This is a genomic window from Microaerobacter geothermalis (assembly GCF_021608135.1).
GTDB classification, from domain to species: Bacteria; Bacillota; Bacilli; order DSM-22679; family DSM-22679; genus Microaerobacter; species Microaerobacter geothermalis.
Genome location: NZ_JAKIHL010000013.1, coordinates 55,163 through 65,204, shown reverse-complemented (window position 1 = coordinate 65,204; position 10,042 = coordinate 55,163). Strand labels below are relative to the sequence as shown.

Below are 10,042 nucleotides of genomic sequence, written 5' to 3'. Positions count from 1 at the left end.
TAGAAACCCTTCTGGGTTATCGCGTCATCAGCCATGAAGCCATTCGCCAACACCTGTTAAACGTAGAAGCCATCCCAAAAGAGCGACAACCACTAATGTGAAAATGCACTTTATCTTGTCAAAGATAAAGTGCATTTTCACAATACTGGATAAATTTTAAAGTCAGAGACAGATAATTAAAAACTGACCGGTTTAGCATTTTGCTAAATCCGGTCAGTTTTTAGTTAACGGATGAGGAAAATACAATTCGGTCACCACGCTGCAATAACCATGTGAATCATCGTTTGTAAACATGAGTGATGCTATCTCTAGCTTTACTGAGTGTGGAAGTAATTTTTTGCTTTACATTACCGTAACGTCAATGTTTACAATAAATTGGGGAGGAGAGACGATGATCATTAACGAGGTGGCTAAAAAACTAAACATAAGTCCTAGAGCAATCAGGTTTTACGAGGAAAAAGGATTAATTAACCCCGATAGAAGAGACAACAATCAATACCGTACGTTTACAGAAAAAGAGGTATGGCGGCTTCAGACCATTATTGCCTTGCGAGAAGTTGGAATGGGGTTAGATGATATTAAGAAGGTACTAGGTCAAGTTGAGTTGGGAAATAAAGACGAGCTCTTATACTATTTGGAATTACAACGTTCAGTCATGTTCTCAACTTGGTTAGAGTACAAACAACAGATTATCACTACTGACCGAATGATTGAAATCCTAAAACAGGAACAGGCGCTGTCTCTAAATGAGATAGTTAAACTTGCCGAAGGTTCAAAGCGAATACGCGAGATACGAAATAATTGGAGTGACAAATGGAACTTTGATTATCGAGCTTCTAATCATGACCATGTAGTGAAAGCAAATGACGGTCTCTATAAGAATTACGACCAAGCACTGGACACCATATATAAATTGATAAACCCTAAGGATAATGAAGTAGGGCTGGATATTGGTACTGGTACTGGCAATTTAGCTGGCCGATTTATTTCCCATGGATATAAAATGGCTGCAATTGACCAATCAAAAGAAATGTTAAAGCTGTGCCAAAGCAAGTTTCCTCAACTTGAGACAAGACTCGGAAACTTCCTTGCTATTCCTTATTTAGATGACCACTTCGACTTTGCTGTTTCCAGTTTTGCTTTACATCATCTAACCGATGAACAAAAATTACTTGCTTTGGAGGAAATAAGAAGAGTATTGAAACCCAAAGGACGAATTTGTTTAGCAGATTTTATGTTTGAAGATGAATTTGCGAGACAGAAATACTTAGAGGTATTACACAATAAAGATAATCAGGATTTGATAAAGACAATAGAGGATAAACATTTTTCCATAGTTTCTCATATCTCGGATTGGTTTGAGAACAATGGCTATATTACAAAACAAAAGCAATTATCTGATGTTATCCATATTGTCTATGCGGTTCCGATTAGATAAATATTGGGCATTGACCTTCCGGTTACGTAAAACCGTATCATCGTTTTTGTAAGCTAATTCAATATGGAGGGGATAGCATGCCAAATCACTCGGAAATATACAGATTAGAACCTGAACAGTATGATTTACTTATTTCAAAACAACCAAACTTGTTGGAAAGAATTCAATGTATTCACAATCTGGAAGGGCAGGATGTCATTGATCTAGGGGCGGGAACTGGAAGACTAACAGTCCCAATTGCCCAACAAGCAAAGTCCGTATTGGCTCTTGATGCCTCCGAAGCGATGTTACGGGTAACTGCGAAGAAATTAAAAAATGCGAACTTAAATAACTGGAACATACGAGTATCTGATCATAGGAAGATTCAAGCAGAGGATAACAGTGCCGATGTGCTCGTATCTGGATGGAGTATTTGTTATATTGGCAGCTCAAATGTTCATGGGTGGAAAGAAAACGTCGCAGCAACTATTAACGAAATCAAACGTGTCCTGCGTCCAGGTGGAACTGTAATTAAATTCGAGACTTTAGGTACTGGTGTAGAATTTCCATCGCCACCCGATTTTTTAACTGGTTACTACTCAATGTTGGAAAAGGTTTACAATTTTCAGAATACTTGGATTAGAACAGACTATCAATTTGATAATCTTGATGAAGCCGAACGGCTAACAAAATTTTTCTTTGGCACGGATATATCTGAAAAAGTAGTCCGGGAAAAACGAACAACATTACCGGAGTGTGCAGGAATTTGGTGGCGTAGTTTTTGATAGGCACAACCACTAACAAATCTCCATATGATATCCCAAAAAAATAAAAATGGAGAATGTTATATGAATCAGGCAACTCTTTAGGGGATGAAGAACAAAACGGCAAAGGAACTCGCAAATAAAAAATTAAAAGAGCTGTCACAAGTTAAGCCAATAGATAAGGATGTCCATATGGATTATAGTTATACAGGAATCATGGATTTCATCGATGTGAACGGTGAGATTTGGAAATCATTTCATTAAGATCGGTTCACAATGAACCGGCATCGCCGTCCTTGGAAGTGCCGGTCTTTTACTTATATCCTTGGTTTAATTAGCATTCATCCATTCCAGATGTTTCCTTATGGCAATCCGTTCCCACATGGCGATCCAGGGGTCAGTCTGATATTTAGGCATATAGAGGAGACCGTGCTGATGGATTTCTTCCGGTTTTACTCCTGATTCAAGCAGATGGATAAGGCGATGATGCCTTTCTCCAATGATGTTTAGGAAGCGGTCCAGTTGGATTTGGAATTCGGAACGGGAGACCATCCCGGCCTGGTGTCCGGTCAGAAACCAGTCGGAATCCAGCTGGGCAATCCGGCGGGCGGAAGCAATAAAATCCCCTATGTTTCCGTCAATGTCGGCATACCAAGGGCCAAAACTGGTCAAATCAATATCTCCGGTATAGACAAGACCCTCATCGGGAAAGTAAGGGCAGCAAAATCCTTCGGTGTGTCCGGGTGCATGGACCATGACTACCCGGGTTTGGCCAATCTGCCATTCGATGTCATAGGCATAGGCATGAATTGGTGAACGTGAGGAAAGCCACCATTCATGGCGGCAACTTGGAGAATATTGAGTTTGTGGAGTTTGCGGATCAGCCACATTTTCTTTCCATTCCTCAACCCCTCTTTCGCCATAAATCTCCTTGATGCCCAACCGTTCTGCCACCCGGTCAAGATTTGGAAAAAAATCCGCTTCGATCGGATTCATCCAAATTTGGGCATGGGGGAATAAGTGGTTCCCGGAAATATGATCGAAGTGGTAATGGGTGTTGATCACAAGATTCACTGGGCGTTCTCCCACAGCGGAATGCAAAGCATCAGGACCGGCTCCCGGATCTACTATTGCGTGAATGTCTCTATCGGCTATGAGAAGGGAAGTGCAGTAAGGGAACCTGCTGTTATTTGGACCGGATATCACTTGAAGGTGCTTAAACATTTCACTTTCATCTCCTTAACCATAAGTAATCGTTTTCGATTACAATACCTTATAAATGCTCTATCTACAAAATAATTTTACAAATTTTCTAACAAATATTGAAGGATTTTTTGAATGAAATTGGCAATATTGAATATCTTTTTGCTGAAAAAAGAAGCTGCAATGGAAGAAAAGGTGGATTTATTATTTCAGGAACAGGCATTTCTAGGGATATCTAGCCTTGGGGAAGAGTATGAACATACCGTTGATCACAATTGTTTCGTCTGGAAAATTAACGAAACTATCTCAAAAGTTAGGAGTCAGCTACCGTTGAGGTTGAAGGTTTTGAGGTAGTAGAGATTGTCGATATTCCGGTTATTGCAGATGGAGGTAGTTTGATTGGGATTTTGCCTGTGTGACCAATTATCGATCCTATTATGAGAATACTGGAAAGCTACGTAATGATGAATTTTAACACAAAAAGCGATTCTCCGCATATGAATCGCTTTTTGTGTTCTGTTCAGTGTAAGGCATAACTAACCCTTAAGTAAGAACTCGTTGCCATCGGTGTCTTTGAAACGTACAAAAGTTCCCCATTGCATTTTTTGAGGTTCTTCCAAGAATTCGACACCATTGGCTTTCATTGTTTCGTATGTACCTAATATATCATCGGTTTCAAAAACAATGGATGGCTTCTTTTCGTTCCAGTCTTTCATCATTTCTTTTGGATAGATGACAAGACGGGATTGAGCCCCTTCTGGAGCCACTTCTAACCAGAAAGCGTTTGGCCCCATTGGAAACTCGGCTACAACGTCAAAGCCAACTTTCTCTGTCCAGAATTCTTTTGCTTTTTGCTGATCTTCAACATAAATGGCTACGGTTGCGATTTGTTTGATCATATTGATTCCTCCAAAATAGTTATCAACTGTATTTTAGACGTAAGTGTTGATATTATGCAATTTTTTGGGCATGACATAAAAAAGGTGGCCTAATTGGCCACCTTCATTGTTACATTTAATCCCCGATCATGATTCCAAGAGGTCCATCTTCTTTTATCATATCCTGAAGATCATAGATTGAGATTGGGAACATCGGATAGCCGGCGGGGCGAGGCGCAATTTCATACCTTTGGAAAAAGATAACAAGGCATTTGTCAGCGATATAATAATCTTGATCAGGACGAATACTCTTGAATTCTTCAAATACAGGGATGTCTCGCCGCTTAATTTGAACTCGAATATTTTCTGATATTCTCTCCACGTAAGGGCTACCTGGTTTAAACAGATCTTTTAATTTATATATTTTTCCTGTTCGAAGGTCTGTCGTTAGTGAAGTAAGATTGTCTACAGGATGAGCCATTGGATACGTATAGGCAAAATTGCTTAAGGTTAAGCTGACAATCCCCCTTTGATTGTTTTTGACTTCATAATTTCCGGTCAGTTCAGTTTTACCAGGTTGAAAATACCCTTGCTGATTGATTGAATCAAACATTCTGTATACTTTTTGGTAGATTGCATGGTTAATGCGATCCTGAACCATTGGGTTTGACGGCCATATAACCTGGGGGTAATAAATAGAAACTCCAGGGGAAGTAATCATCACCGTATGAATAGGCACTGGCAAGCGATAAGGGTCCATAACTATCAATTCCTTTCCAAGTGTGATTCCCTACAGCATATGCAAACCATGGGCATCTGTTCATGAATATGTTATGAAACCGTTATCATATTTGTTATTTACAAACGAAATGCTTCATGTTAGTCTTATAAATAAGGACATGAAAACGATACCATATGATATGTTGGTATCGTAGTTTTTTAAAGAATATGGTAACGTTTTCATATATCGTTCGGGAGGTATGGGAATGGCAACAATCAAGGATGTGGCCCGTTTAGCTGGAGTTTCCGTTTCTACGGTATCTAGGGTTTTAAATAAGAGCGGATATGTTAATGAGGAAACAGAAACAAAGGTTTTGCGGGCTATAGAGCAGCTTCAATACAAGCCCAGTCAAATTGCAAGGGGACTGGTAAGCAGAAAGACAAAAACATTAGGCTTAATTTTACCGGATATCACAAACCCATTCTTTCCCGAATTGGCAAGGGCTGTAGAAGATACGGCTCAGCGTCATGAATATACGGTGATCCTATGTAATTCTGACAATCAATTGCAAAAGGAAGAAAAGTATTTTCAATTACTGCAGGAGAAATGTGTTGACGGGATTATTATTGCCGGAGAAGTGAACAGCAAATATATGAGCAACATAATCGCCAACGGGACCCCAATTGTTGTCGTGGATGGCCGTATGGAGGATTCGCCGGTTCATTCCATTTATACGAACAATCGATTTGGCGGGAAATTAGCCGTGCATCATTTGGTGAGTCAGGGATATAAACAGATAGCCCATATTCGGGGGCCGATAGGAACTTCCTCTGCAGATGACCGATATGAAGCATACAAAGAAGCCTTGGAAGAATTAAAGATTCCTTATCAGTCTATCCTGGTTCAACCGGGAGATTTCCGGGCTGAAAGCGGATATGAAGCAATGAAGAGGCTGCTGGCACTGGCCAATCCCCCTGATGCAGTGTTTGCGGCCAACGATTTGATGGCCCTTGGCGCGCTGGAGGCTATCGCAGAAGCGGAACTGAATGTCCCGGGGGATATAGGTGTGGTAGGATTTGATGGAATTCCCTTAACTAAAGTCGTTCAGCCGAAACTAACGACCATTCAGCAGCCGATCTATGAGATGGGAGTATTGGCTGCAGAGTCATTAATCAAACATATTCATCAGCCAACCTTGGAGAAAAAGAATATCGTTTTAGAGCCATCATTAATCATTCGAAAAACAAGCCTTAGGGGGGATTCATTTGATTAAGCGACCTAAAGTGGCGGTAGTGGGAAGCATTAATATGGATTTAGTCATCTCATCACCCCGCATACCTCTCGCGGGTGAAACGATCTTAGGAAAAGAGTTTTTCACGATTCCAGGTGGGAAGGGTGCCAATCAGGCTGTTGCTGCTAGCCGTCTTGGAGCAGAAGTGGCAATCATCGGGTGTGTAGGAGATGACATCTTCGGAAAAGAACTATTGGATCAGTTGAATAAAGAGAAGATATGCCGCAATTATGTCTCCGTTTTCCCGGATGTATCTACCGGAGTGGCCTCGATTACTGTGAGTGAACAAGGGGAGAATTGTATCGTTGTTTCTCCTGGTGCCAATTACAAACTGACACCGGAGCTTGTCCGAAAGGGAGAAGATTTTATCAAAGAAGCAGATATCCTGTTGGTTCAGTTGGAAGTCCCCCTTGATGCCGTAGATGAAGCGGTTCGGATTGCAAATGAGCATCAGGTAAAAGTAATCTTAAATCCGGCACCGGCCAAAGAATTGCCGCAATCACTATTAGAAAAAATAGATATTCTAACTCCAAATGAAACAGAGGGCAAATTATTAACGACCCAATGGGTAGATAGCAACATAGACGTTGAGGAAATCATTCGTTCCTTGCAAAAACTTGGAGTAAAGAATGTAGTCATTACTCAAGGTGGAGAGGGTGTGTCCTACAATGACCACCACGAAATCAAGCATCTTCCTGCCTATCAAGTAAACGTTGTGGATACGACGGCTGCTGGAGATTCCTTTAATGCTGCTCTTGGAATTTCTTTGGCGGAAGGGGCTTCTCTTACTGAAGCGATTCAATTTGCACAGAAGGTTGCAGCGTTAACCGTTACTCAGTTTGGAGCCCAAACATCATTGCCGTATCGGGAACAAGTTGATCAGTTCAAAGGGGAGAAATAAATGAAGAAACAAGGAATTCTGCAACATGAGATTTCAGAAGTGATCGCCAAATTAGGGCATGGAGATATGATCGTCATCGCGGATGCAGGTCTCCCTATCCCTCAAGGGGTAAGAAGAATTGATTTGGCTTTGAGCAAAGGAATTCCGTCTTTCTTAGATACTTTAAAAGCCATATTGGATGATGTGGAAGTGGAAAGCTGTATCATAGCCGAAGAACTTCCTGAGGTAAGTCCAGAGCTTTATAAAAAAATGGAGAAGGTGCTCAAAGTTCCGGTCTCACAAACCCCACATGAAGAATTCAAGAAAATAACGGAAACTTCAGTAGCAGTTATTCGAACAGGGGAATTTACCCCTTATGCCAATATCATTTTAAAGGCGGGAGTGGTTTTTTAGAAAGGGGATGTTTTCATTGCAACCCGAAATTTTAAGAATGGAAGGGATAGACAAATCCTTTCCGGGCGTTAAGGTTCTTGAAGGAGTTACATTTGAGCTGAAAAAAGGGGAAGTTCATTCCCTGTTAGGTGAAAATGGTGCCGGAAAATCAACATTGATGAAAATTCTTACCGGTGTGTATACAAAGGATCAAGGAAGAATCCTTTTGAGAGGAAAAGAAGTCGAAATATCCTCCCCTTTACAAGCCCAACAAATGGGAATCTCTATGATTCATCAAGAATTGAATCTAATTCCCAATCTGACCGTTGCAGAGAACATTTTTATTGGCAGAGAGAAGAATTTTGGGAGATATGGATGGGTAAATACAAAAAGAATGAACCAAGCGGCCAAAGCTGTACTGGAACGATTAGGATTAGATTATGATCCAACTCAAATTGTTGGACAGCTCAGTGTGGGAGAACAGCAAATGGTTGAAATAGCAAAGGCCCTCTCCTTTGATGCAGAGATATTGGTCATGGATGAGCCTACTGCGGCATTAACCGACCGGGAGATAGAGAGGCTGTTCCAATTAGTGAATGATTTGAGAGAACAGGGTGTAGGAATTGTTTACATCTCTCACCGAATGGAAGAATTATTTCAAATCTGCGACCGGGTTACGGTTATGCGGGATGGCCACTATATAGGAACTCGAGAGATGAATGAAACGACCATGGACGAGCTTGTAAAAATGATGGTTGGTAGAGAGTTAACTGATCGTTTTCCCAAACAATCCTCTGTTCAGGACGAAGTCATCCTGGAAGTGAAGCATCTTAGCTCCGGCGACGATTACCAGGATATTTCCTTCTCATTAAGAAAGGGGGAAGTATTGGGGATTGCTGGACTGATGGGAGCCGGACGAACAGAAGTGGTTCGCGGTATATTTGGTGCTGATAAGAGAGATCAAGGAGACATTTATGTTTCAGGGGAAAAAATAAAGATCCAATCTCCTGATCAGGCGATCCAAAATGGAATCGCTTTAGTGACGGAGGACCGAAAGGATCAAGGCTTAGTGTTAGGTCTGTCGGTTCGGGAAAACATTGCTTTGGCCAATTTAAAGAAAATATCCAGAAATGGCTTAATCAAACATTCGGAAGAAAAAGCAATCGTTGAAGAACAAATTGATCGTTTAAAAATTAAAACACCAGATGGAAACCAACTGGTAAAGTCCTTAAGTGGTGGTAATCAACAAAAAGTGGTGCTTGCCAAGTGGTTGGAAACTCATCCAAAGGTTCTCATTCTTGATGAACCAACCCGGGGAATTGATGTTGGGGCAAAGGTTGAAATCTACCAATTAATGAATGAATTAACGAAGCAGGGAATCGGCATTTTAATGATTTCATCAGAATTACCGGAATTGCTTGGGATGAGTGATAGAATCCTTGTCATGAGAGAAGGACGGATCACCGGAGAATTTACAAGAGAAGAAGCAAAACAGGAAGACATTATGGCCTGTGCCACAGGGGGGAGGAAAGCAAATTGAAATGGAACAAGGAAACAATCCAACGCTTGGGGCCACTCCTTGGACTTTTGTTAATAGGAATTATTCTATCCATCTTGGAGCCTCGTTTCTTGACAGTTTCAAACCTGTTTAATGTTGTTAGACAGGTATCGATTAATGCCATCCTTGCCTTTGGAATGACCTTTGTCATTCTAACAGGAGGAATTGATTTATCTGTTGGATCCATCTTGGCATTGGTAGGTGCATTGGTAGCCGGAATGATGACAGGGGGGATTGACCCTGTTTTGGCCGTCATTGCAGGGATCGGTGTTGGAGCGATCCTAGGTGGAATCAATGGTGTATTGGTTGCAAAAGGAAAGCTTGCTCCATTTATTGTCACCTTAGCAACAATGACCATTTATCGTGGGTTAACACTGGTTTATACAGAAGGGCGCCCGATTACCGGTCTGCCCGATGAATTTCGCTTTTTGGGAAGGGGCGAGTTACTTGGTATTCCGGTACCGATTATTCTTACCTTTCTCCTGTTTATCCTGCTATTGATTGTAATGGAAAAAACAACATTTGGACGCAGAGTTTATGCACTGGGCGGTAATGAAGAAGCGGCTCGTCTTAGCGGAATTAAGACAAACAGAAGCAAAATTTGGGTTTATGTCATAAGCGGAATGACGGCTGCTGTAAGTGCAATTATCCTAACTTCACGTCTAAATTCCGCTCAGCCAACAGCAGGATTCGCCTTTGAATTGGATGCGATTGCTGCTGTGGTATTGGGAGGAACCAGTTTGGCGGGTGGATACGGTACATTAGGAGGCACGTTAATTGGCGCGTTAATCATCGGTATTTTGGATAATGGGTTAAATCTCTTAAATGTATCCTCATTTTATCAGCAGGTTGTAAAAGGTCTTGTGATTTTAATTGCTGTGCTGTTAGATCGTCGCAAATCTACTTAGATAAAGGACGATTTAATGGAATAAACATT

The 10,042-nt window shown here is 41.2% G+C and carries 12 protein-coding genes; 9 read left to right on the top strand and 3 right to left on the bottom strand.

The features are described 5' to 3' along the window. The first annotated feature begins 391 nt into the window (after positions 1-391). The 3 genes from L1765_RS07365 to L1765_RS07355 all read left to right on the top strand — a co-directional run bounded on the left by L1765_RS07365 (position 392) and on the right by L1765_RS07355 (position 2,445). Positions 392-1,438, top strand: coding sequence for a MerR family transcriptional regulator (locus L1765_RS07365; protein ID WP_236406031.1), 1,047 nt, complete (start codon positions 392-394; stop codon positions 1,436-1,438). Between the two features lie 77 nt (positions 1,439-1,515). After that, a complete protein-coding gene (locus L1765_RS07360; protein WP_236406030.1) occupies positions 1,516-2,202 on the top strand; it encodes a class I SAM-dependent methyltransferase in 687 nt (228 codons plus the stop codon). Positions 2,203-2,289: 87 nt separating this feature from the next. Continuing rightward, on the top strand, positions 2,290-2,445 hold the full coding sequence (locus L1765_RS07355) for a hypothetical protein (RefSeq protein WP_236406029.1): 156 nt from the start codon (positions 2,290-2,292) through the stop codon (positions 2,443-2,445). Positions 2,446-2,511: 66 nt separating this feature from the next. On the opposite strand, the gene L1765_RS07350 is transcribed toward L1765_RS07355, so the two are convergent. After that, positions 2,512-3,405, bottom strand: a complete 894-nt coding sequence (locus tag L1765_RS07350; protein WP_236406027.1) for an MBL fold metallo-hydrolase — start codon at positions 3,403-3,405, stop codon at positions 2,512-2,514. Positions 3,406-3,519: 114 nt separating this feature from the next. Here L1765_RS07350 and L1765_RS07345 point away from each other — a divergent pair, with 114 nt between their 5' ends. Then, positions 3,520-3,738 (top strand): hypothetical protein, encoded by a 219-nt coding sequence (locus L1765_RS07345; RefSeq protein ID WP_236406025.1) that lies wholly within the window; start codon positions 3,520-3,522, stop codon positions 3,736-3,738. A 182-nt stretch (positions 3,739-3,920) separates the two neighbouring features. Here L1765_RS07345 and L1765_RS07340 read toward each other — a convergent pair whose 3' ends face one another. Both L1765_RS07340 and L1765_RS07335 read right to left on the bottom strand, forming a co-directional pair. After that, positions 3,921-4,283, bottom strand: coding sequence for a VOC family protein (locus L1765_RS07340; RefSeq protein WP_236406024.1), 363 nt, complete (start codon positions 4,281-4,283; stop codon positions 3,921-3,923). A 115-nt stretch (positions 4,284-4,398) separates the two neighbouring features. Then, entirely contained in the window at positions 4,399-5,022 is a 624-nt protein-coding gene (locus L1765_RS07335; RefSeq protein ID WP_236406023.1) for a DUF3298 and DUF4163 domain-containing protein, read from the bottom strand. A 226-nt stretch (positions 5,023-5,248) separates the two neighbouring features. Between L1765_RS07335 and L1765_RS07330 the strand changes: the two genes are divergently transcribed. The 5 genes from L1765_RS07330 to L1765_RS07310 are packed head-to-tail and all read left to right on the top strand — an operon-like array spanning position 5,249 to position 10,013. Next, positions 5,249-6,256 (top strand): LacI family DNA-binding transcriptional regulator, encoded by a 1,008-nt coding sequence (locus L1765_RS07330; RefSeq protein ID WP_236406022.1) that lies wholly within the window; start codon positions 5,249-5,251, stop codon positions 6,254-6,256. After that, entirely contained in the window at positions 6,249-7,175 is a 927-nt protein-coding gene (rbsK, locus tag L1765_RS07325; RefSeq protein WP_268928771.1) for a ribokinase, read from the top strand. The genes L1765_RS07330 and rbsK overlap by 8 nt, the downstream gene beginning before the upstream one ends. Beyond that, positions 7,176-7,568, top strand: a complete 393-nt coding sequence (gene rbsD / locus L1765_RS07320) for a D-ribose pyranase (protein WP_236406021.1) — start codon at positions 7,176-7,178, stop codon at positions 7,566-7,568. Positions 7,569-7,575: 7 nt separating this feature from the next. After that, complete coding sequence (locus L1765_RS07315; RefSeq protein WP_236406020.1) at positions 7,576-9,087, top strand: sugar ABC transporter ATP-binding protein; 1,512 nt, start codon at positions 7,576-7,578, stop codon at positions 9,085-9,087. Further along, positions 9,084-10,013 (top strand): ABC transporter permease, encoded by a 930-nt coding sequence (locus L1765_RS07310; protein ID WP_236406019.1) that lies wholly within the window; start codon positions 9,084-9,086, stop codon positions 10,011-10,013. The genes L1765_RS07315 and L1765_RS07310 overlap by 4 nt, the downstream gene beginning before the upstream one ends. Positions 10,014-10,042 lie beyond the last annotated feature (29 nt).